Source organism: uncultured Williamsia sp. (assembly GCF_947494875.1).
Classification (GTDB): Bacteria; Actinomycetota; Actinomycetes; order Mycobacteriales; family Mycobacteriaceae; genus Williamsia_A.
Window position 1 is genome coordinate 109,035 of record NZ_CANLWM010000009.1, and the last position, 20,906, is coordinate 129,940.

Annotated in this window: 19 protein-coding genes; 3 read left to right on the top strand and 16 right to left on the bottom strand. The window is 71.0% G+C overall.

What is annotated here, in order from left to right; genetic code table 11:
• Window positions 1–2: 2 nt before the first annotated feature.
• The 4 genes from dnaE to lspA form a co-directional block, all read right to left on the bottom strand.
• Complete coding sequence (gene dnaE / locus Q1A98_RS20065; RefSeq protein WP_299576754.1) at window positions 3–3,545, bottom strand: DNA polymerase III subunit alpha; 3,543 nt, start codon at window positions 3,543–3,545, stop codon at window positions 3–5.
• A gap of 174 nt (window positions 3,546–3,719) precedes the next feature.
• Entirely contained in the window at window positions 3,720–4,418 is a 699-nt protein-coding gene (locus Q1A98_RS20070; protein ID WP_299576756.1) for a hypothetical protein, read from the bottom strand.
• Complete coding sequence (locus Q1A98_RS20075) at window positions 4,408–5,334, bottom strand: RluA family pseudouridine synthase (protein ID WP_299576758.1); 927 nt, start codon at window positions 5,332–5,334, stop codon at window positions 4,408–4,410. The genes Q1A98_RS20070 and Q1A98_RS20075 overlap by 11 nt, the downstream gene beginning before the upstream one ends.
• Complete coding sequence (gene lspA / locus Q1A98_RS20080) at window positions 5,327–5,929, bottom strand: signal peptidase II (RefSeq protein ID WP_299576760.1); 603 nt, start codon at window positions 5,927–5,929, stop codon at window positions 5,327–5,329. Before lspA ends, Q1A98_RS20075 begins: the two co-directional genes overlap by 8 nt.
• A 41-nt stretch (window positions 5,930–5,970) precedes the next feature.
• Here lspA and Q1A98_RS20085 point away from each other — a divergent pair, with 41 nt between their 5' ends.
• On the top strand, window positions 5,971–6,942 hold the full coding sequence (locus tag Q1A98_RS20085; RefSeq protein WP_299576762.1) for a hypothetical protein: 972 nt from the start codon (window positions 5,971–5,973) through the stop codon (window positions 6,940–6,942).
• Between the two features lie 71 nt (window positions 6,943–7,013).
• Here Q1A98_RS20085 and Q1A98_RS20090 read toward each other — a convergent pair whose 3' ends face one another.
• Complete coding sequence (locus Q1A98_RS20090; RefSeq protein WP_299576764.1) at window positions 7,014–7,544, bottom strand: hypothetical protein; 531 nt, start codon at window positions 7,542–7,544, stop codon at window positions 7,014–7,016.
• Window positions 7,545–7,744: 200 nt separating this feature from the next.
• On the opposite strand from Q1A98_RS20090, the gene Q1A98_RS20095 reads away from it, so the two are divergent.
• Window positions 7,745–8,674: an asparaginase gene (locus Q1A98_RS20095; protein ID WP_299576766.1), complete on the top strand. Its 930-nt coding sequence runs from the start codon at window positions 7,745–7,747 to the stop codon at window positions 8,672–8,674.
• On the opposite strand, the gene Q1A98_RS20100 is transcribed toward Q1A98_RS20095, so the two are convergent.
• The 3 genes from Q1A98_RS20100 to Q1A98_RS20110 are packed head-to-tail and all read right to left on the bottom strand — an operon-like array spanning window position 8,640 to window position 11,017.
• Window positions 8,640–10,166, bottom strand: a complete 1,527-nt coding sequence (locus tag Q1A98_RS20100; RefSeq protein WP_299576768.1) for a DNA polymerase IV — start codon at window positions 10,164–10,166, stop codon at window positions 8,640–8,642. The genes Q1A98_RS20095 and Q1A98_RS20100 overlap by 35 nt on opposite strands.
• A 21-nt stretch (window positions 10,167–10,187) precedes the next feature.
• Window positions 10,188–10,562: a hypothetical protein gene (locus tag Q1A98_RS20105; protein WP_299576770.1), complete on the bottom strand. Its 375-nt coding sequence runs from the start codon at window positions 10,560–10,562 to the stop codon at window positions 10,188–10,190.
• The gene (locus tag Q1A98_RS20110; protein ID WP_299576772.1) at window positions 10,559–11,017 is read right to left on the bottom strand and encodes a nitroreductase family deazaflavin-dependent oxidoreductase; all 459 of its coding nucleotides are present in this window, start codon (window positions 11,015–11,017) and stop codon (window positions 10,559–10,561) included. Before Q1A98_RS20110 ends, Q1A98_RS20105 begins: the two co-directional genes overlap by 4 nt.
• A gap of 111 nt (window positions 11,018–11,128) precedes the next feature.
• Here Q1A98_RS20110 and Q1A98_RS20115 point away from each other — a divergent pair, with 111 nt between their 5' ends.
• Window positions 11,129–11,800: a WHG domain-containing protein gene (locus Q1A98_RS20115; RefSeq protein WP_299576774.1), complete on the top strand. Its 672-nt coding sequence runs from the start codon at window positions 11,129–11,131 to the stop codon at window positions 11,798–11,800.
• Here Q1A98_RS20115 and ileS read toward each other — a convergent pair whose 3' ends face one another.
• The 8 genes from ileS to ftsZ form a co-directional block, all read right to left on the bottom strand.
• Window positions 11,801–15,034, bottom strand: a complete 3,234-nt coding sequence (ileS, locus tag Q1A98_RS20120) for an isoleucine--tRNA ligase (protein WP_299576776.1) — start codon at window positions 15,032–15,034, stop codon at window positions 11,801–11,803.
• 297 nt (window positions 15,035–15,331) lie between these two features.
• A complete protein-coding gene (locus Q1A98_RS20125; RefSeq protein WP_299576778.1) occupies window positions 15,332–15,805 on the bottom strand; it encodes a hypothetical protein in 474 nt (157 codons plus the stop codon).
• Between the two features lie 50 nt (window positions 15,806–15,855).
• Window positions 15,856–16,704 (bottom strand): DivIVA domain-containing protein, encoded by an 849-nt coding sequence (locus Q1A98_RS20130; RefSeq protein WP_299576780.1) that lies wholly within the window; start codon window positions 16,702–16,704, stop codon window positions 15,856–15,858.
• Between the two features lie 310 nt (window positions 16,705–17,014).
• Window positions 17,015–17,302 carry a YggT family protein gene (locus Q1A98_RS20135; RefSeq protein WP_299576782.1) on the bottom strand — a complete coding sequence of 96 codons (288 nt, stop codon included), beginning with the start codon at window positions 17,300–17,302 and terminating at the stop codon, window positions 17,015–17,017.
• Between the two features lie 45 nt (window positions 17,303–17,347).
• Complete coding sequence (gene sepF / locus Q1A98_RS20140) at window positions 17,348–18,052, bottom strand: cell division protein SepF (protein WP_299576784.1); 705 nt, start codon at window positions 18,050–18,052, stop codon at window positions 17,348–17,350.
• 86 nt (window positions 18,053–18,138) lie between these two features.
• Complete coding sequence (locus tag Q1A98_RS20145; protein WP_299576786.1) at window positions 18,139–18,894, bottom strand: YggS family pyridoxal phosphate-dependent enzyme; 756 nt, start codon at window positions 18,892–18,894, stop codon at window positions 18,139–18,141.
• A complete protein-coding gene (gene pgeF / locus Q1A98_RS20150; RefSeq protein WP_299577059.1) occupies window positions 18,891–19,631 on the bottom strand; it encodes a peptidoglycan editing factor PgeF in 741 nt (246 codons plus the stop codon). The genes Q1A98_RS20145 and pgeF overlap by 4 nt, the downstream gene beginning before the upstream one ends.
• Window positions 19,628–20,797 carry a cell division protein FtsZ gene (ftsZ, locus tag Q1A98_RS20155; protein WP_299576788.1) on the bottom strand — a complete coding sequence of 390 codons (1,170 nt, stop codon included), beginning with the start codon at window positions 20,795–20,797 and terminating at the stop codon, window positions 19,628–19,630. The genes pgeF and ftsZ overlap by 4 nt, the downstream gene beginning before the upstream one ends.
• Between the last annotated feature and the right edge of the window lie 109 nt (window positions 20,798–20,906).

Consider the following 20,906-nt stretch of genomic DNA (forward strand, 5'->3'; position numbering starts at 1 on the left):
CGTCAGCTCGACAGGCAGCTCGGTCCGAGCAGCGCCTTCAGATCGCCCATGAGTGCCGAGCTCGGCGTCACGCGGAACGTGTCGTCGAGACGCAGCAGCGTCGTCGAGTCCCCGGAGATCAACCGGACGTGCACGTCGGCGGTACCCGGGTGCCGCGCGAGGACCCGCTTGAGCTCGCCCACCCTGTCCCGGGTGCACAGTCGTGTCGACATGCTGACCGCGACGGGCCGTGACTCACCGGCGTGCGACAGGTCCGGGACGGCGAGGTCGTTGGCGCTGATCATCGTCGAGTCATCCCGCTTGTTGATGCGGGCCTTGACCAGGACGACGGCGTCCGGCGTGATGTCCATGCCGTAGGCCTGGAACGCCCGCGGGAAGAAGTAGACCTCGACGCCGCCGACCATGTCCTCGAGCGTGACCACCGCGTACGGCTCGCCCTTCTTGTTCACGCGCCGCGTGACGGCCGAGATGATGCCGCCGATCACGATCTGCGCGCCGTCGGGGACGTTGCCCTCCAGCAGGCTGGTGATCGACGTGTCGGTCTGCGCCGAGATGATGTGCTCGATGCCACCCAGCGGGTGCCCGGAGACATAGAGCCCCAGCATCTCCCGTTCGAGGGCGAGTTTGTGCTTCGAGTCCCACTCCTCGTCGGGCACCTTGACCGCGAACACGTCGTCGACGATGGCATCGTCACCGCCGGCATCACCGAACAGGTCGAACTGTCCGACCGCCTCGGCCTTCTTGGTGCCGAGCACGGCGTCGACGGCATCGGAGTGGATGAGGAACAGGCCCTTGCGCGGGTGGTCGAGGGAGTCGAACGCGCCTGCCTTGATGAGGGACTCGGTGACCTTCTTGCTGCAGGCCGTCACGTCGATCTTGCCGAGGTAGTCCGAGAAGCTGGTGAACTTCCCCCGCTCCTCACGGGCGCGCAGGATCGCCGACACGACGTTGGTGCCGACGTTGCGCACCGCGGCGAGACCGAAACGGATGTCGGTGCCGACGGCCGCGAAGTTGCGCTGCGACTCGTTGACATCCGGTGGCAGGACGGTGATCCCGAGCTTGCGACAGTCGGCCAGATAGATCGCGGCCTTGTCCTTGTCGTCGCCGACGGACGTCAGGAGGCCGGCCATGTACTCCGCCGGGAAGTTCGCCTTGAGGTAGGCGGTCCAGAACGACACCAGGCCGTATCCGGCGGCGTGGGACTTGTTGAACGCGTACCCGGCGAACGGGAGGATCGTGTCCCACAGCGCCTTGATGGCCGGGGCCGAGAACCCGTTGGCCTTCATGCCCGCCTCGAAGCCCTCGAACTCGGCCGCGAGCACCTCGGCCTTCTTCTTGCCCATCGCGCGGCGCAGGATGTCGGCTCGGCCGAGGGAGTAGCCGGCCACCTTCTGCGCGATCTGCATGATCTGCTCCTGGTAGACGATCAGGCCGTAGGTGTCGGCCAGGATCTCCTTCAGGGGCTCGGCGAGCTCGGGGTGGATGGGCGTGACCTGCTGGCGACCGTTCTTGCGGTCGGCGTAGTCGTTGTGGGCGTTCATGCCCATCGGGCCCGGTCGGTACAGCGCCAGCACGGCCACGATGTCCTCGAACCCGGTGGGCTGCATGCGCTTGAGCAGTTCGCGCATCGCCCCGCCGTCGAGCTGGAACACGCCGAGCGTGTCACCGCGGGCGAGCAGCTCGTAGGTCTTCGGGTCGTCGAGGGGTGCGGCGTCCATGTCGAAGTCGATGCCGCGGTTGGTCTTGATGTTCTCGATCGCGTCACCGATGACGGTGAGGTTGCGCAGACCGAGGAAGTCCATCTTCAGCAGGCCGATGGCCTCGCACGACGGGTAGTCCCAGCCGGTGATGATCGCGCCGTCCTGGGCGCGCTTCCACACGGGGATCGCGTCGGTGAGCGGCTCCGACGACATGATGACCGCGCAGGCGTGGACGCCGGCGTTGCGGATCAGACCCTCGAGACCCAGTGCGGTGTCGTAGATCTTCTTGACGTCGGGGTCCGTCTCGATCAGACCGCGGACCTCGGAGGCCTCGCCGTAGCGCTCGTGCTCGGGGTCGGTGATGCCCTTGACCGAGATGTCCTTGGCCATGATCGGCGGCGGCAACGCCTTGGTGATGCGGTCGGCGACGGAGAAGCCCGGCTGACCGAACTGGACGCGGGCGGAGTCCTTGATGGCCGCCTTCGTCTTGATGGTGCCGAAGGTGATGACCTGCGCGACCTTGTCGCTGCCCCAGCGGTCCGTCGCGTAGCGCACCATGTCGCCGCGACGGCGGTCGTCGAAGTCGATGTCGATGTCGGGCATGGACACGCGCTCGGGGTTGAGGAACCGCTCGAACAGCAGGCCGTGCGGGATGGGGTCGATGTTGGTGATCCCCAGCGCGTAGGCGACGAGCGACCCGGCGGCCGATCCACGGCCCGGGCCGACGCGGATACCGACCTCCTGCGCGTGCCGGATGAGGTCGCCGACGACGAGGAAGTAGGCCGGGAACCCCATCTGGATGATGACGTCGAGTTCGTAGTCGGCGCGGGAGACGTAGTCGTCGGGGACCGGGCCGTCGGGGAACCGACGCTTCAGGCCCGACGCGACCTCACGGCGCAGCCAGCTGTCCTGCGTCTCACCCTCGGGAACCGGGAACACCGGCATCCGGTCGCGGTGGGTGAACACCTCGGAGTAGTCGCCGATGCGCTCGCCGATCTCGACGGTGTTGTCGCACGCGCCCGGGATGACGTCGTCCCAGAGTGCGCGCATCTCCTCGGCGGACTTCAGGTAGTAGCCGTCGCCGTCGAACTTGAACCGCGTCGGGTCGGACAGCGTCTTGCCCGTCTGGATGCACAGCAGCGCCTCGTGGGTGACGGCGTCGGACTTGTGCACGTAGTGGCAGTCGTTGGTCACGATCGGCTTGATGCCGAGCTTGCGGCCGATCTCGAGCAGGCCGTCGCGGACCCGCCGCTCGATCTCGAGCCCGTGCTCCATCAGCTCGAGGTAGAAGTTCTCCTTGCCGAAGATTTCCTGCCACTTCGCCGCCGCCTCCAGCGCCTCGCGCTCGTGACCGAGGCGCAGACGGGTCTGGACCTCCCCCGAGGGACAGCCGGTGGTCGCGATGATCCCGGACGCGTGCTGCGCGATGAGCTCGGCGTCCATGCGCGACCACTTGCCGAGCTGACCCTCGATCGACGCGAGCGACGACAGCTGGAACAGGTTGCGCAGGCCGGTCGCGTTCTCCGCGACCATCGTCATGTGCGTGTACGCGCCCGAGCCGGACACGTCGTCGGACTTCTGGTCTCGATCGCCCCAGAGGACACGTTTGGTGTCGAAGCGGGACCCCGGCGCGATGTAGGCCTCGATGCCGATGATCGGGGTGATGTCGTGCTTCTTGGCGACGGTGTAGAACTCGCTGGCGCCGAACATGTTGCCGTGGTCGGTCATGCCGATCGCGGTCATCCCGAGGCGCTTGGCCTCGGCGAACAGCGGCGCCACCTTCGCGGCCCCGTCGAGCATGGAGTACTCGGTGTGGTTGTGCAGATGGACGAACTGACCTGACACTCCACGACCTTCCTGACCTGCATCCCCGGATGTCGCGACCGCGGCGGTGCACCCTGACGGCGGATGGGACCGGCCGTCGCGACCCGATCAGTCTAGGTGTCGGTACCGACGTCCTCGGGGAGGAGACGCGGCGTGGCCGACGACTCCGGGGCGACACGCCCGGCGACGCGCCGGTCAGCGCGCGGGGACGGCGCCGGTGTCGGGCAACGGCGCCGCGCCGACGGTCTGTTCGGGCAGCAGCGGCACCACCGCGAACCGCCCGCCGCCGGCGTCGGCGGGCAGCACCTGGACCACACGGACCCGCGGATCGGTCGCGATCGTGCGCAACCGCTCGGCCGTACCGCGGACGACGACCCCGGCGACGCACGCGCACGACGCACGCAGCCGCTGCGTGACGACCTCGTCCACCGCGGTGCCACGATCGGCGTCGACCGGGCCGCCGTCGGTGTCCAGGCGGGACACGGCGAGTTCGCGCGCGGTCGTGAACGAGCCGGCGTCGGGCGTGACCGGGACCACCGCCGTGGGGGTGGCGACGTCGGGGATGGGGACGTGCAGCGCGACCTGCGCCGGGGTGGTGCCCGCGATCACCGATCGTGCGGTCGCGTCGTCGACGGCCGTTCGCAGCGACACCAGCGCCCACCGCACACCGGTGGCACGGGCGAGTCCGCGCTGCGACGAGGCCACGTAGTCCGCGACGGGCTCGCCGGAGTCGGGACCGAGGCTGTCGGTGGCGACACCCGACGACCGCGGCGGGTGCGTGGCGCCGAGCCAGTACAGCCCCGCGATCACCACGACCACCGCCACGACGACGGCGCCGATCGTCCGCGCGGCCCGCGCCGCCGATCCCGCCCTGTCCGCCCCGTCAGCCGGCACGCAGGACGTCCAGCGCGTGCTGCAGGTCGTCGGGGTACGGGCTGGTGAACTCGACCATCCGCCCGTCGGCGGGGTGCGCGAACGCCAGGGCGCGCGCGTGCAGCCACTGCCGCTCGAGTCCCAGCCGCGCGGCGAGGGTGGGGTCGGCGCCGTAGGTCATGTCGCCGCAGCACGGGTGGTGCAGCGCCGAGAAGTGCACCCGGATCTGGTGGGTCCGGCCGGTCTCGAGGTGGACGTCGAGAAGGCTGGCCGCGGCGAACATCTCGACCGTGTCGTAGTGGGTGACGCTCGGCTTGCCCGCGGTGGTGACGGCGAACCGCCACTCGCTGCCGGGGTGCCGGCCGATCGGCGCGTCGATGGTGCCGCTCGACGGGTCGAGGTGCCCCTGCACCAGTGCGTGGTAGCGCTTGTCGACGGTGCGTTCGCGGAACGCGCGCTTGAGCACCGTGTACGCCCGCTCGGACACCGCGACCGCCATCACGCCGGACGTCCCGACGTCGAGCCGGTGGACGATCCCCTGCCGCTCGTGCGCGCCGGAGGTCGAGATGCGGTAGCCCGCCGCCTCCAGGCCGCCGATGACGGTGGGGCCCGTCCAGCCGACGGACGCGTGCGCGGCGACGCCGACGGGCTTGTCGACGACGACGATGTCGGAGTCGGCGTAGAGGACCGTCATGTCCTCGACCTCCATGACCGGGTTCTCCGGCGGGCGTGCGGGTTCGGGCAGCGTGACCTCGAGCCAGGTGCCGGCGGTCAGCCGGTGCGACTTGCCCACCGCGGCGCCGTCGACCGTCACGTCCCCGGAGTCGGCGAGGGTCGCCACGACCGTCCGCGACAGGCCGAGGATGCGACTGACACCGGCGTCGAGACGCATGCCGTCGATGCCGTCGGGCACGGGCATCGACCGACTGTCACGCATCGGCGGACCGCTTCGACGACTGTCGCGACGGCGTGCGCGTGCCGTCGATCTCGACCCCGAACACGGTGAGCGCGACCAGCAGGATCGCGCCGCAGACGACGGCGGAGTCGGCGACGTTGAACACCGGCCACCATCCGACGGAGACGAAGTCGACGACGTGGCCGCGCAGCGGCCCGGGTGACCGGAAGAACCGGTCGACCAGGTTGCCCAGCGCTCCGCCCAGCACGAGTCCGAGACCCACGGCCCACCAGGCCGACCGGAGGCGTCCGCTGAAGCGGATGATGCCGACGACCACGGCCGCGGCGACGATGGTGAGCACCCAGGTGTAGCCGGTGGCGAAGGAGAACGCGGCGCCGGAGTTGCGGACCAGGCGCAGGGTCACGGTGTCGCCGATGATGTGCACCGGCCGCAGCGGGTCGATGGTCGCGACGACCACGATCTTGGTGACGAGGTCGAGCACGAGGATCACCAGAGCGACGACGGGGAGCACCGCGAGGACCGCCCGGGAGCGGCCCTCAGCGGTCGGCGCGTCAGACGCGTTCCCGGGCGCGGTGACCGGAGTGGGCGCGGGGTCGGTCCGGGAGTCGTCGGTCACGCGCTCCATCATCCCTCACGACCGTCGCTAGCCTGAATCGCGTGCCCGCCCCCGTAGTGTCCCCCGCCCGACGACTGCCCGTGGCCGCGGCCTCGATCGCGGGCGTCGCCCTGCTGGTGCTGACCGGATGCGGGTCGTCCGAGGGTGCGCGCGACGGCGGCTCGAGCACGGCCGCGTCCGACAGCGGCTGCGCCACGCAGACCACGGTCGGCGCCGACAGCGCCTCCCTGCTGCCGATCGCGCCGGCCGCGGTCACACTCGATCAGCCCGGAACCGCGCCGCCGGCGACCCTCACCGGTACCCCCGATCGCACCTCGGCGCAGCGGGTGTCGCTACGCGTCGTGTCGTCGTCGACCACACTGCGCCAGGGCGAGCAACCGTCGACCGCGTCCCAGGACGTCACACTGCCGCTGACGGCCCGGGTGGCCTGCTCCGACCCCACCGACGTCGAACTGCAGCTCGGGCGTGCCACATCGCCGGACTCGGGACTGACCGGCTCGCTGGCGGCCGTCGACGGCTCCCGCGCCGGGATCGCCGTCGCCGCCGGGTCGGTGCCGGTGTCCCTGCGGATCCTGCCCGCGCAGGCCGCCGACGACGCCGCACGGTCCGCCGTGGAGCAGACCCTGCTGACCGCGCTGCAGCGATCGGTCGCGGTGCCGACGCAGCCGGTCGGTGTCGGCGCGCGGTGGCACGCCGTGCGCACCCTCGACGGCGCCGCGACCGTCACGCAGACGACGACGGCCACGCTGCGCCAACGCACCGGATCCCGCGTCGTCCTCGACGTCGCGATCGACGAGGTCCCCGTCGACTCGACGTTCACCGTCCCGGGCCGTGGCGACCGTCTGACCATCGGGTCGTACTCGTTCTCCGGCCAGGGCGCGATCACCGTCGACCTCGGCCGGGGGCTGCCCGTCGCCGGGACGCTGTCGCTGACGGGGGGCCGCACCCTGATCGGCGACGACCCCGCCCGCCCGCTCGTGCAGCAGACGTCACTCGCGGTCACCTGGCGGTAGCGGACGCAGAGACGACTCCGCCCCGTCACCGCGATGGTGACGGGGCGGAGTGCGTCAGACGGGGTGCGGTGTCAGTTGGCCGCGGGGCACATCGCGCTCTGCACGTTGTTGGCCTGCAGCAGCGGGCACACCGTGGTCTTGGCGAGCTTCCACTTGCCCTGGTCGTAGACGATCGCCGCGTCGATGGTCTGCTCGGGGACGTTGGGGAGCTTGACCTTCACCTTGACGGTGGCCTGGCCGTTGCCCGACGAGATCACCGGCGGCACCAGCTGGTAGGTGACGCCCTGCAGGTCTTCCTTGGCCTTGACAAGCTTGTCGAACAGCTGCGGGTCGGCCTCGGAGCCCTGAACCAGGTCGGTCTTCTGCGAGGCCGGGACGTTCGGGTCCAGGGCCTTCGTGAGCAGGGAGTTCAGCGTCGCGGCGTTCGGCGGCGTCGACGGATCGGTGACCGAGGTGCCCCCGCTGTCCGAGACGCTGCTGGTGGCCGACGAGGTCGCCGGGCCGTTGTCGGTCGCGCCGTCGCTGTTGTCACTGCACGCGGCGGTGAAGGTCAGGGCGGCGACGACCGCCAGACCGGCGGTCAGGATCTTCTGCAGCTTCACGAGGCGTGAACTCCTTCGTTGTCGGATGACGTCGTCGTCAGTGGGGAGACGGCCGCGACCGGCCGCGATTCCCCCCGGATCGGACACCACTATGCCAAACGGTCCGCGCAGCAGGCCGCGGACCGCAGCGCACACCGTCCCCGTCACAGGCAGTCGGCCGAGTTGACCAGCATCGTGACCACACGGTGAGGTGGTCGACCATGAGCGTGCGCGGACGGGTCGTCGTCCTGGGGACCGGTGGGACCATCGCGTCCGTCGACGGCCCCGGCGGTGCGGTGCCTCAGGTCGATGTGCGCGACCTGGTCGGTGCCGACGACACCGCGGTGCAGACCAAGACGGTGATGGCGGTCGATTCGTCGGCCATGACGCCGTCCCTGCAGCGGGAGGTGCGCGACGCCGTCCGATCCGCTCTCGCCGACCCCGACGTGGCGGGTGTGGTGGTCACCCACGGCACCGACACCCTCGAGGAGACCGCGATGCTCCTCGACCTCACCCACGCCGATCCGAGGCCCGTCGTGATGACCGGGGCGCAGCGCCCGGCGTCGGACCGGGATCCCGACGGGCCGGCGAACCTCGCCCGGTCGATCGCGGTGGCGAGGGATGGGACGAGCCGTGGGCGTGGGGTGCTCGTCGCCCTCGGGGGATCGGTGCTGCCCGCCCGGGGGATCGCGAAGCGGTCGACGACGGACATCGACGCCTTCGCGGCCGTCGTCGCGTCCCCGGCACGCCCGCTCATGCCGGTGGTCGACGGCGCCGCGCCGCGCGTCGACCTGCTGGCCGCCCACCCGGGCATGGACGTCGATCTCGTCGACGTCTTCCTCGAGCGCGGCGCGGCCGGACTCGTCGTCGCCGGGTACGGGTCGGGCAACGTGCACCCCGACCTCGCCGAGCGGCTCCGCGCGGCCGCGCGTGCCGGTGCGGTGGTCGCCGTGACGACGCGCGTGCCCGACGGCCCCGTCGTCCCCACCTACGGCGGCGGTGGCGGTGCGGTCGACCTCGTGGCCGCCGGTGTCCTCGTCTCGCCCTGGCTGCGGGCGCCGCAGGCCCGGGTCGTGTTGGCCGAGGGCCTGGCCCGCGGGTGGGGTCCCGGGCGGATCAGCCCCTTCCTGGATCCGTCGGCGCCGGGCTGACGTCACGGTCGGCGCCGAGGTAGCGCTCCTGCTCGACGGCCCGCCCGTCGGTCGGGTGGCCGCCGGTCGGGCGCTCCGAGGACACGTGCCTTCCGGTCAGTTCGTCCGGCCAGTCGAGGCTGTCGAGCGGATCGCCCACGCGCAGATCGGGTGTCGCCGCGTCGAAGGTGCGGACCGGACCGACCCCCGACGACCGTGTCTCGAACCGCACCGTGACCACACCGTGCCCGCTTCCCTGGACCCACCCGTGCCCGAGGTCGGGATGGACGACGTCGGTGCCGGTCAGCCATGTCACCGCGCCGTCGTCGCCGATGGTGCGGCCCGTCGTCGTCTGCACCCCGACATCCTCTGCAGGCGTGTCGGTCTCGGTCCCGGCCGCGCTGTCCGCGGGTGTCGGGGCGTCGTCCGCCGCCGGGAAGAGCTGGAACTGCTCGTCGGCGGTGAGTCCGCTGTACCCGACCCCGACCAGCCGGATCGGTCCGACGTCCACGGGGTCGAGGGCGAGCCGCTGTGCGGCCGCGGCGAGCACGGGCAGCTCGCTGGAGGCGGGCGTGAAGGTCGTCGAGCGGGTGAGCACCGACATGTCCGACCGCTTCAGCTTGAGAACGACGGTCCGCGCTCCCCGACCGTCGGCGAGCAGGCGACGGTGGGCACCCGCGGCGGCGCCGTCGATCGCCGCCCGGAGGCGGTCGAGCGCCGTGATGTCCTCGGCGAAGGTGGATTCCGCGCTGATCTGTTTCGCCGACGCCCGTTCGGCGACGGGCCGGTCGTCGATGCCCTGTGCGAGGCGGTGCAGCGCGGGCCCGACCGTCGCGCCGAGCACGGACGCCACCTCGACAGAGGACAGGTCGGCGAGGTCGCCGATGGTGTCGATGCCGAGCCGGTGCAGTTTGTCGCCGGCGACCGGCCCGATGCCCCACAGCTTGCGCACCGACAGCGGGCGGAGGAAGGCGCTGTCCTCGGCAGGGTCGACCACTACGACGCCGTCGGGCTTGGCGAGCCCGGACGCGATCTTGGCGATCTGCTTGCCGCTGCCCGCACCGATCGACGCGGCGAGCCCGAGGTCGTCGCGGATGCGGCGACGCACCTCCTCGGCGAACCGGGTGACGGCGTCGGCGCCTGCACCGGCCAGCGACTCCGGCTCGCCGAACGCCTCGTCGAACGACAGCGTCTCGATGACCGGTATCGACTCCCGGACCAGGGCGAACACCCGCGCGCTCACCACGCGGTAGACCGACCCCCGCGGCGGGACGACGACGGCACCGGCCCCGACGAGGCGACGGGCCTGGTGCATCGGCATGGCCGAGCGTGCGCCGAAGACCCGGGCCTCGTAACTCGCGCCGGCGACAACGCCACGGCCCCCGACACCGCCGACCAGGACCGGCCTGCCGCGCAGCGTCGGCCGGGTGAGCTGCTCCACCGAGGCGAAGAACGCGTCCATGTCGATGTGCAGGACCCACCGCGCTCCGCGTGCGCCATCGGTACCTGCCACCCCCGCGACACTATCGGCGGGTCACGTGGCGTTCACCCCGGCCACCAGGGCCACCGCACCGCAGGCGGTGAACAGCGAGTACGCGATCAGCGCGGTCCCCCGGGTGCCGATCACGAGCTGTCGGACGAGGATCGGTCCCGCGAGCCCCATCAGCAGGATCCCGCCGACGACCCACCATCCCGGGTGCGCGTAGCCGACGCCGAGCGTGACGGCGGCGAGCGCGGCGACCGTCCCGAATGCCATCCGGACGGCCGTCGAGGGCGCGACGTGGGTCAGTTCGGTGTACCGCCGCGTCCACGACGACAACCCGAGCAGCGTCCCGATCGCGGTCAGCACCATCTCCGTCAGGCCGATCGCCACGACCACGCCGACGACGACCCCGACCGCGGTGCTCATCCCCGCGACGCCGGCGTCAGCAGGAACGCCGGGATGAGCGGTGCGATCGCGAGCAGTTCCTCGTCGGTCGATCGGTGGGACACCGGCTCAGGCAGCCACGCCGACACCTCCCAGCCCCACCGCTTGAGATAGGGGCGTAGCAGCACGGGCTTGTCCGCATCGGGCACCTCGGTGGCCACGAAGGCCGTGGTCGATCGTCCGCGTCGGATCTCGCACTCGCCCGCGGCGCGCAGGTTGCGCGACCACTGCGTGTTGCCCCGCGGCGACAGCAGATACGACCGGCCGTCGACGGTGAGCGGGTTGACGGGCGTCGACCGGGGTTCGCCGCTCGAGCGTCCGACGACGGTGAGCGTGCGCGCGCCGGCCAGGCCGACGCCGTGGTCGGCGAGCCATCCGACGGTCCGGTTGAAGGCGATCTGTGCGGGTGTCGGGGCGACGTGGTGGGTGGTGGTCATGGTGGGCTCCTCGGCTCGATGTTCGAGAGCACTGCTCTCTGAAATCGAGTGTGCACCGCGCCGCCGCCAAAAGCAAGAGCACCGCTCTCGCAATGTGCGAGGATGGTCTGCATGAGTCCCACCCGCGCCGACGCCCGCGCCGAGATGGAGCGCGACATCCTCCGGATCGGCCGTGACCATCTCGTCGCGTCCGGACCCGGCGGCCTGTCGCTGCGGGCGGTCGCCCGGGACCTGGGCGTCGTCTCGTCCGCGGTCTACCGGTACGTCCGCAGCCGCGACGAGTTGCTCACCCTGCTCGTCGTCGACGCGTACACCGAGCTCGCCGACGCCGTCGACGCCGCGGTCGCAGAGGTCGACGACGCACGCGACGGGATGGTTGCGCTCGGCACGGCGATGCGGACCTGGGCACTCGCCGAACCCGCCCGCTGGGCCCTGCTCTACGGCACCCCGGTGCCCGGGTACGAGGCGCCCGGGGAGCAGACCACCGGTCCCGGGACGCGCGTCATGGCCACCGCCGTCCGCATCGCAGCCGAACTCGCGCCCGCTCCCGTCGACGACGTACCCGCCGGGCTCCGCGCCGACTTCGACCGCATCCGTGACGAGTTCGCGATCACCGTGGACGACGCCGCGCTCGTCCGTGCGCTGTCGTTGTGGTCGGTGATCGTCGGCGCCATCGGTTCCGAGGTGTTCGGCCAGTACGGCCGAGACACCTTCTCCGACACCGGCATCCTGTTCGACCTGCAGCTGCGCGCGGCCGTCGGAGCCGCCTTCCCGACGGCCTGATCAGACCCGCGACAGTTCGGCGCGGACCCCGTCACCGAGGTCGACGGCACCGTCACCGAGCTCCTCGGGCGCGACGACGTCGAGCCGCACCGCGAGCACCTCGCCCGCGACGAGATCGCGGTGACGCTGCGCCCACTCCTGCCGCTCCGCGGGCACGCCGAGGCGCACCGCGATGCGATCGGACACGTCGAACCCGGACGAGCGGCGAGCATCCTGCAGCTCACGGACGCGGTCCTTCGCCCAGCCCTCGGCCTCGAGGTCCTCGGTGACCGTGGTGTCGAGGACGACGAGCCCGCCGCCGGAGGGGAGCTCGGCTGTCGACGCGGGTTCCACCGCGACGAGCTTGCGGGTGAACTCGCCGTCGACGAGGGCGATGCCGTCGGCGACGACGGTCTCGACGCCGTCGACCTCCCGCAGCTCCCAGTTGCCGGACTTCACGGCCTTGATGACCCGCTGCACGTCCTTGCCCAGCCGCGGACCCGCGGCGCGGGCGTTCACGACCACCTCGACGCGACCGAACTCCTCGGCGTCGTCGGCGAGGTGCACTGCCTTGACGTTCATCTCGTCGGCGACCAGTCCGGTGAAATCGGCGAGACGACCCGCCGCCGGACCGGCGACGGTGATGGCGGGCAACGGGAGTCGCACCCGCAGCTTGTTCGCCTTGCGCAGGCTCGACGCCGTCGAGCACACCCCGCGCACCTCGTCCATCGCCGACACCAGGTCTGCGTCGGCGGGGATGTCGTCGGCGCTCGGCCAGTCCGTCAGGTGCACCGACCGCCCTCCGGTCAGGCCCCGCCACATGGCCTCGGTGACCATCGGCAGCAGCGGCGCGGCGAGCCGACAGGCCACCTCGAGCACCGTGTAGAGGGTGTCGAAGGCGTCGTCGGCGGACGCGCCGTCGACCGACTCGCCCTGGCCCGCCCAGAAGCGGGGCCGCGAGCGACGGACGTACCAGTTCGTCAGCGACTCGCAGAGCTCCCGGAACAACTCGCAGGCGCCCGCGATGTCGTAGACGTCGAGGGCTGCGGTCATCTCGTCGCGGGTCGCGGCGAGCTTGGCGAGGATGTAGCGGTCGAGCACGCCCGTCGCGTCGGTCCGCCACGTCGCGGGGCGGTCGGAGTAGAGCGCCAGGAAGCTGTAGGCGTTCCACAGCGGCAGCATCGCCTGGCGGACACCCTCGCGGATGCCCTGTTCGGTGACGATCAGGTTGCCGCCCCGCAGGATCGGCGAGGCCATGAGGAACCAGCGCATCGCGTCGGCGCCGTCGCGGTCGAAGACCTCGTTGACGTCGGGGTAGTTGCGCTTGGACTTGCTCATCTTCGCGCCGTCGTCGCCGAGCACGATGCCGTGCGCGGCCGCGGTGCGGAACGCCGGCCGGTCGAAGAGTGCGGTGGCCAGCACGTGCAGGTTGTAGAACCAGCCTCGTGTCTGCCCGTTGTACTCGACGATGAAGTCACCGGGATTCCTTGCCGGAACACCCTTCTCGGCATCGCCGTCGAACCAGTCGGCGTTCTCGAACGGGTAGTGCACCTGCGCGAACGGCATCGAGCCCGACTCGAACCAGCAGTCGAGGACCTCGGGGACCCGACGCATGGTGGAGTGCCCCGTCGGATCGTCGGGGTTGGGTCGGGTGAGCTCGTCGATGTGGGGCCGGTGCAGGTTCGTCGGGCGCACACCGAAGTCCCGCTCGAGCTCGTCGAGCGAGCCGTAGACGTCGACCCGCGGGTGCTCGGGGTCGTCGGAGACCCAGACGGGGATCGGCGCACCCCAGAATCGGTTCCGGCTGATGTTCCAGTCCTTGGCGCCCTCGAGCCACTTGCCGAACTGGCCGTCCCGGATGTGCGCGGGCGACCAGGTGATCTCCTGGTTCAGCTCGAGCATCCGCTCCTTGATCGGCTGGATCGCGACGAACCACGACGGCACCGCCATGTAGATCAACGGCTTGCCCGACCGCCACGAGTGCGGGTAGCTGTGCTCGATCGTCTCGTGTCGCAGGATCCGGCCCGCGGTCTTGAGGTCGGCGATGATGACCGGGTTCGCGTCGAAGACCATCTGGCCCTCGTACGGCGGGACCAGGGACGTGAAGCGGCCGCCCGGGTCGAGCGGTTGCACCACCTCGATGCCGTTGGCGGTGGCGAGCTCCATGTCCTCCTCACCGAATGCCGGTGCGAGGTGAACGATCCCGGTGCCGCTGTCGGTGGTGACGTAGTCGCCCAACAACGTGCGGTGGGCGTTCGGGTGGCCGACGAAGAAGTCGAACGGCGGCGTGTAGGCGGCGTCGGCGAGGTCCCGTCCGACGTGGGTACCGAGGACCTCGGGACTGTCCCCGAGCTCGCGCGCGTAGTGCCCGAGGCGCGCGGTGGCCAGCAGGTACTCCTGGTCGTCCTCCCCGCGGACGTGGCTGTACTCCACGCCGGGGTTCACCGCGATCGCCAGGTTGGACGGCAGCGTCCACGGCGTCGTGGTCCAGATGAGCGCGTTGACGCCGACGAGGCTGTCGGGGACGCCGCCGGTCAGCGGCATCCGCACGGTGACCGCCGGGTCCTGACGCATGCGGTAGGCGTCGTCGAGCTTGCTCTCCTGGTTGCTCAGCGGGGTCTGCTCGTACCAGGAGTACGGCAGCACGCGGTAGCCCTGGTAGATCAGGCCCTTCTCGTGCAGGCGGGAGAACGCCCACATCACCGACTCCATGAAGTCGATGTCGAGGGTCTTGTAGTCGTTGTCGAAGTCGACCCAGCGGGCCTGGCGGGTGACGTAGTCGCGCCACTCGCCGGTGTACCGCAGCACCGACTCCCGGCAGAACTCGTTGAACGTCGAGACGCCCATCGTCTCGATCTCGGACTTGTCGGTGATCCCGAGCTGCCGCTCGGCCTCGAGTTCGGCGGGCAGGCCGTGGGTGTCCCAGCCGAAACGACGCTCCACCTTGCGCCCGAGCATCGTCTGGTAGCGCGGGATGAGGTCCTTGACGTACCCGGTGAGGAGGTGACCGTAGTGCGGGAGGCCGTTGGCGAAGGGTGGCCCGTCGTAGAAGACGAACTCCTCGGCGCCGTCGCGCTGCTCGATCGAGTCGCGGAAGGTGTCGTCGGCGGCCCAGTGGTCGAGGACCGCTCGCTCCAGGTCGGGGAAGACCGGTGCGCGTGAGCCGGTGCCGACGACATCGACGATCGGGTAGACGCGTGCGGCGGTGCCGTTCTCGGCGGACTCGTGGTCGGTGTGCTCCGGCGCGGTGGACACAATCTCTCCCTCGTGTGCGGACGGGCCGCGGGTGCGGCCGGCTCGGACACGGGGACGACGAGGATCTCGCCGCGGTACCACCCCGCTTGCACCGGTGTCCCGGTGCCTCTCGGTCCCGCGCCGCCGAGGCGGTGCGGACGGCGGCTGTCTCGGGCCGCTCCCGTCCGGGTCTACTGCGGGCTCGGTGTCGGGTGGACACCGCCCGGTTCTTCCGGATGCTCCCCGGTGATGGCCGGATCGATGCGACGCCAGTCTAGGTCAGCCGCGGCACGCCTCACCAATCGGTTTCGCATGAGGTCACTCGGATGTGCCGTGGCGCCCGTGTCGCGTCGACTCGGCGGGCGCTTCGTCGGCGGTCGTGCCGTCGACCGCCTCGTCCCCGACGGCCTCCTCGTCGAGGTCGGGCCGTTCGTGTCGGCCGTGCCGCGACGGTGCTGCCGCAGGCTCGACGTGACGCTGTGCGGCGTCGGGTGCGGACTCGGGTTCGTCGTCGCCGAGGGTGACGACGGTGCCCTCGGTGATGCGCTCGAACTGCTCGGTGGGAGCGTCGTCGTCCGCGGGCGTCGACGGACTCCCCTCACCGCCGGGTTCCGGGGTCCGTGATCGCCGGGGCAACGACGGCCGGAGACCGAGGGTGTCGGCGAGGAGGAGCACGGCCCCGGCGACGCAGATGGCGATGCACGCGATCGCGAGCCACAGCGTGCCCGTCGCCAGGGCGAGGACGAGCAGGGCGAACCCGACCAGCGTCGCCCCGAGAGCCGACACGAGCACGGATGGACCCTTTCAGTCACCCCTGGCGTCCCACGCGGACGCCGGCGGTCTCAGTTCGACGGGTTGGCGAAGCCGCCCGAGTTGGTGAAACCACCGTTGCCGGGATCCGACGAGAAGGCGTCGCCGCCACGGGAGTTGTCGACCGGTGCCGCGCTCCCCCGCTGCTGCAGTTCCTCGAGCTGCGACTCCAGGTACGTCTTCAGTCGGGTCCGGTACTCGCGCTCGAAGGTCTTGAGCTGCTCGATCCGACCCTCCAGCACCGAACGCTGCTGGTTGATGGTGCCCATGATCTCGGTGTGCTTGCGCTCGGCGTCCGCCTGGAGGGCGTCGGCCTTCTCCTGCGCGGTGCGTGTGGTCGCCTCGGCGCGGGTCTGCGAGTCGGCGAGGATCGCCTCCGACCGCTGGCGGGCGTCGGCGAGCATCGTCTCGGACTTCTGACGGGCTTCCGAGACCATGGTGTCGGCGCGACTCCGCGCGTCGGCGAGCAGGCTCTCCGACTCGGTGCGCGCGTTGGCGGTCAGTCGGTCCGCCGTGTCCTGGGCGAGGCCGAGGACCTTGGCGGCGCGCACGTGCGCCTCTTCCGTGCTCGCGGAGGTCTCCTGCGCCGCGGGAGCAGCCGGAGCAGCGGGGGCCGCGGCCGCGAACGCCTGGGTCGGTGCCGGCGCGGGCTCCTCGGTGCGGGCGGGCTGCTGCGACGCCGCACCGGAGCGGGCCTGCTCGAGGTCACCCTCGAGTTCGCTCACGCGCTCCTTCAGCTCCGAGTTCTCCTCGAGCAGCCGGGCGAGCTCGGCCTCGACGAAGTCCAGGAACTGGTCGACCTCGTCCTCGTTGTAGCCGCGCTTGCCGATCGGCGGTTTGCTGAACGCGACGTTGTGCACATCAGCCGGTGTGAGCCGCATTGTCGGTCCCCTTCAACATCAATCATCGTGTGCCGTGTCGTGGTCTCGGTGCGGGCTGCTCGGGACCGGTCACCTGGCGCGATGGCGCGTGACGCCTCGCATCAGAGTAACTGGCGTCCCATCCTGTCACACGAGAACCGTTCGTCGCACCTTCCTGACACGACGCCCACATTGTCGGGATTCGCGTCCGTCAGCACGGACGAGCGAGCCTCCTGTGCCAACGCACAACGAGTTCACCCTGCGGTCACAGTAACGACCCGTGCGCGGACGGCACAGGAGCGGGCGGTGATTCCGGCGCAGACGAGTCGGTTCAGGGTCCCGGCGACACCAGTGCCATGGCGACCAACACCACGATCATCGTGATCATCAGCGACAGGTCCAGGCGGACCGGACCGAGCGGGATCGGCGGCAGGACCTTGCGCAATGCCTTGATCGGCGGGTCGGTCGCGGTGAACACGCCCTCGATCACGACCACCGATGCGCCGGTGGGCCGCCACTCGCGGGCAAAGGATCGCACCAGCTCGATCACCAGCCGGCCGAGCAGCAGCAACCAGAAGAGGAAGAGCAGGTAGTAGATGACCTCACGGGCAACCGTCACGCGATCAACTCTGCCTGATTCGCCCGTTCCTCGCCGAACCCGCTGCTAGCTCTGGTTGTAGAAGCCGGTCTCGGCCAGCTTGCGGCGGTCCTCGGCGGACACGTCGACATCGGCGGGCGAGAGCAGGAACACCTTGGTGGCGACCTTGTCGAACGCGCCGCGCAGCGCGAAGGCCAGGCCGGCGGCGAAATCGACGAGGCGCTTGGCATCCTCGTTGCTCATCTCGACGAGGTCCATGATCACCGGGTTGCCGTCGCGGAAGCGCTCACCGATCGTGCGTGCCTCGCTGTAGTCGCGGGGGCGCAGCGTGGTGATCTTGGCCAACGGACTGCCCTCCTCGAACACGCGCTCCACGGAGTCCATCGCGAGCGCGCCGCGCGTCATGCGGGCACCGCCGCCGCGTGCGACGCCCCGGGCGCCGAGCGGCTCGAGACGACCGCTGCGGCCCAGTCGTTCCATCGACGAACGCTCGAGGCCAGACCGCTCCACGCCCGCGAGCGGGCCGCGGACGGCGCCCGCGTAGGTGTAGTCGGGGACGCGGTCGTACTCGTACTCGAGGTCCTCGCCGTAGGCGTCGTAGCCGCGGCCGGCGTCGGGCTCGTAGCCCCGGGCGCGCGGACGCTCCTCGCGGGCCCACCGCTCGTCGTAGTGGTCGTCGCGGCGCGCCGGGCCGTCCTCGAGGTAATCGTCCTCGTAGTCGCCGGGCGGGACCATGCCGAAATACGCCTTGAACCGCTGCATGGTGGTCATCGTGTGCCTTCCTCGCCATCGGCAGGTGCCGGGAGTCCCGTGTGAAAACTGGTGTCGCTGATCCGCATGGTGCTCATGTGATTTGGCTACGGCGAGCGTAACGGCCGGTCTCCGAGGATCGCGGTACCGACACGCACGCATGTCGATCCGTGTCGCACGGCGTCCTCGAGGTCGCCCGACATGCCCGCGGAGAACTCGGTCGCGTCGGGATGTGCGGCGACCAGACGTGCGTGCGCCGCCGCGGCCTGCTCCATCCAGTGGGCCGGGGTGTGCGACTGCGGCGCGATCACCATCGATCCACGCAGGCGCAGACCGTCGAGTCCGGCGACGTGATCGGCCAGCGCCCCGAGGTCGTCGAGCACGACTCCGCCGCGGTTCGGGTCGCCGTCGAGGTTGATCTGCACCAGCACGTCCAGCGGGCTGTCGCGGTCACCGTCCTCGCGGGCGGTCTCGACACCGCGCGCCAGAGCGTCGGCGACGGCGTCCCGGTCGAGTGAGTGCACGCGGTCGGCCCAGCGCGCCACCGACGTCGCCTTGCGGCGCTGCACCGTCCCGATCATGTCGACGCGGATCGGCTCGTCGACGGCCGCGCGGACCGCTGCGGCCTTGCGACCCGCCTCGGGTTCCCGGCTCTCCCCGAACGACCGGCAACCCAACTCGACCAACGCGACGACGTCGGAGGCCGGATGGAACTTGGTCACCACCAGCAACTCGACCTCGGCGGGGTCGCGACCGGCGTCGCGGGCCGCGTCCCCGAGTCGCTGCCGCGCGGCGGCCAGGTTCTCGGTGAGTGCGGCGACGCGCTCGGGTGACGCGCCGTCGACGGTCTCGGGCTCGCTCACTCCGGGGCTCCGTCGGGATCGATCCAGATCACCGACGCCAGGCGTCCGGTCGGTGCGCCGCGGCGATGGCTGAACAGGGTCGGGTCGGAGATGGTGCACCGCGGGTCGCTCGCGACCGCGGCGACACCCGCCGACAGCATCTGTCGGGCGAGTCCGGCGCGCAGGTCGAGCCCGCAGGTGCCCTGCCGGGTGCGAGTCGCGCTGCCCGGGAGGTGCTGTTCGACGTCGCGCTGCATCTCGGCCGGCACCTCGTACCGCGCTCCGCTCGCGGCCGGGCCGAGGAACGCACCGATCCGCCCGATCTCGGCGCCCATCCCGATCATGGCGTCGAGGACCCGCGGCACGATGCCGATCCGCGCACCCACTCGTCCGGCGTGGACGGCCGCGATGACGCCGGCCTCGTCGTCGGACAGCAGGACGGGCACGCAATCGGCGGTGAGCACGGCCAACGCCAGCCCCGGTGTCGCGGTCACGAGTGCATCCGTGGCGGGGACGGCATCGGTCCGCGGCCCGTCCACGACGGCCACCGACCGGCCGTGGATCTGTTCCATCCAGACGAGGTGGTCGTCGGCGACGCCGATCCGCTCGGCCAGCCGGGCACGGTTGGCGGCGACGGCGGCGGGGTCGTCGCCGACGTGGTCGCCGAGGTTGAAGGAGTCGTACGGCGCGACCGACACCCCACCCGCGCGGGTGGTGGTGACCCGGCGCACGCGCCCGGGACCGGCCACCGCGCTCAGCGCTTCATGAACGGCGGCACGTCGACGTCATCGTCGTCGTCGAGCTGGACCGCGTTGCGCCGCGGCGCCGGTGCCTCGGTGAAGGACTCACGACGCGACGGCTCGTTCGAGGAGAAGATCGCCTCCGACGCCGGGGCCGAGCCGCCGACCGTGCCCGCGGTGGCCGCCTCGACGGCCGACCGGCCGGCCGCGGCGGTGGCGGGACGCTTGCGCTGCGGGGTGCCGCCGTCGAACCCGGCTGCGATCACGGTGACGCGCACCTCGTCGCCGAGGTTGTCGTCGATGACCGTGCCGAAGATGATGTTCGCGTCCTCGTGCGCCGCCTCCTGCACCAGCGTGGCGGCGTTGTGGATCTCGAACAGACCCAGGTCGCTGCCACCGGCGATCGACATCAGCACACCCCGGGCACCGTCCATCGACGCCTCGAGCAGCGGCGAGTTGATGGCCGACTCCGCCGCCTTCTTCGCCCGGTCGTCGCCGCGCGCCGAGCCGATGCCCATGAGCGCGCTGCCCGCGTCCTTCATGACGCCCTTGACGTCGGCGAAGTCGACGTTGATCAGGCCCGGGGTGGTGATGAGGTCGGTGATGCCCTGGACACCGTTGAGCAGCACCTCGTCGGCACTGCGGAACGCGTCCATGAGCGACACCGCGGCGTCACCGAGCTGCAGCAGACGGTCGTTGGGGATCACGATGAGGGTGTCGCAGGACTCACGCAGTGACGCGATGCCGGAATCCGCCTGTCCCCCACGGCGCTTGCCCTCGAACGAGAACGGACGCGTCACGACACCGACGGTGAGCGCACCCATCTTGCGCGCGATGCTTGCCACCACCGGCGCGCCCCCGGTACCGGTGCCACCGCCCTCACCTGCGGTGACGAAGACCATGTCCGCGCCCTTGAGCAGTTCCTCGATCTCGTCCTTGGCGTCCTCGGCCGCCCGACGACCCACCTCGGGGTCGGCGCCGGCGCCGAGTCCACGCGTCGAGTCACGACCGACGTCGAGCTTGACGTCGGCGTCGCTCATCAACAGCGCCTGGGCGTCGGTGTTGATGGCGATGAACTCGACGCCCTTCAGGCCCTGTTCGATCATGCGGTTGACGGCGTTCACGCCGCCACCGCCGATGCCGACGACCTTGATGACGGCCAGGTAGTTGTGCGGTGGCGTCATGAGACTCGCCTTCTCCTCGGGTCATGCCCCCCGGTGGATGCCCGCCGGGAGTACGTCTCCACCCCGCCCCGACAAAAGTCTCAACCTCAACCACAGGTTCAGAGTTATG

Excerpts from the sequence above, each read along its gene's own strand:
- Q1A98_RS20075 (WP_299576758.1), bottom strand. The coding sequence starts at position 5,334 with ATGCGTGACAGTCGGTCGATGCCCGTGCCCGACGGCATCGACGGCATG.
- Q1A98_RS20095 (WP_299576766.1), top strand. The coding sequence starts at position 7,745 with ATGAGCGTGCGCGGACGGGTCGTCGTCCTGGGGACCGGTGGGACCATC.
- Q1A98_RS20105 (WP_299576770.1), bottom strand. The coding sequence starts at position 10,562 with ATGAGCACCGCGGTCGGGGTCGTCGTCGGCGTGGTCGTGGCGATCGGC.
- Q1A98_RS20110 (WP_299576772.1), bottom strand. The coding sequence starts at position 11,017 with ATGACCACCACCCACCACGTCGCCCCGACACCCGCACAGATCGCCTTC.
- Q1A98_RS20115 (WP_299576774.1), top strand. The coding sequence starts at position 11,129 with ATGAGTCCCACCCGCGCCGACGCCCGCGCCGAGATGGAGCGCGACATC.
- Q1A98_RS20130 (WP_299576780.1), bottom strand. The coding sequence starts at position 16,704 with ATGCGGCTCACACCGGCTGATGTGCACAACGTCGCGTTCAGCAAACCG.
- sepF (WP_299576784.1), bottom strand. The coding sequence starts at position 18,052 with ATGACCACCATGCAGCGGTTCAAGGCGTATTTCGGCATGGTCCCGCCC.
- ftsZ (WP_299576788.1), bottom strand. The coding sequence starts at position 20,797 with ATGACGCCACCGCACAACTACCTGGCCGTCATCAAGGTCGTCGGCATC.